A 278-nucleotide genomic window follows, 5' to 3' on the forward strand; every position below is an offset into this window, starting at 1 on the left:
GTCCAGCGTCCGTAATGCGCGTCTATCGCCCGCAAGACGGCGAGGCGACGCGGCACACCGTCTTCGTTCAGCCCGGCTCCCGGTTTCCGGTTTTCGAATGGCTGGACGAAGACGGCAAGCCCCGCATGTTTGCTGTCGAATTCCGCGCTGGGTGCGCCGAGGTAGCAGACAACCTCGGCGAATACATGATCCACCAGGAGATTGCCCAGCGGTCGCCGCTGATTCTGCCTTCTGGTGCTGGATTGAGAGACCGACATGCTGGAAACATCCCAGAGCCT

1 protein-coding gene is annotated in these 278 nt (G+C 61.5%); it reads right to left on the bottom strand.

Features of this window, described 5'->3' with window-relative positions:
- The coding region (locus SB689_RS22955) for a hypothetical protein (RefSeq protein WP_410694372.1) at positions 1 to 278 on the bottom strand (278 nt) is incomplete at both ends.

The organism is Chryseobacterium sp. SIMBA_038 (assembly GCF_046535115.1).
GTDB lineage: Bacteria > Bacteroidota > Bacteroidia > Flavobacteriales > Weeksellaceae > Chryseobacterium.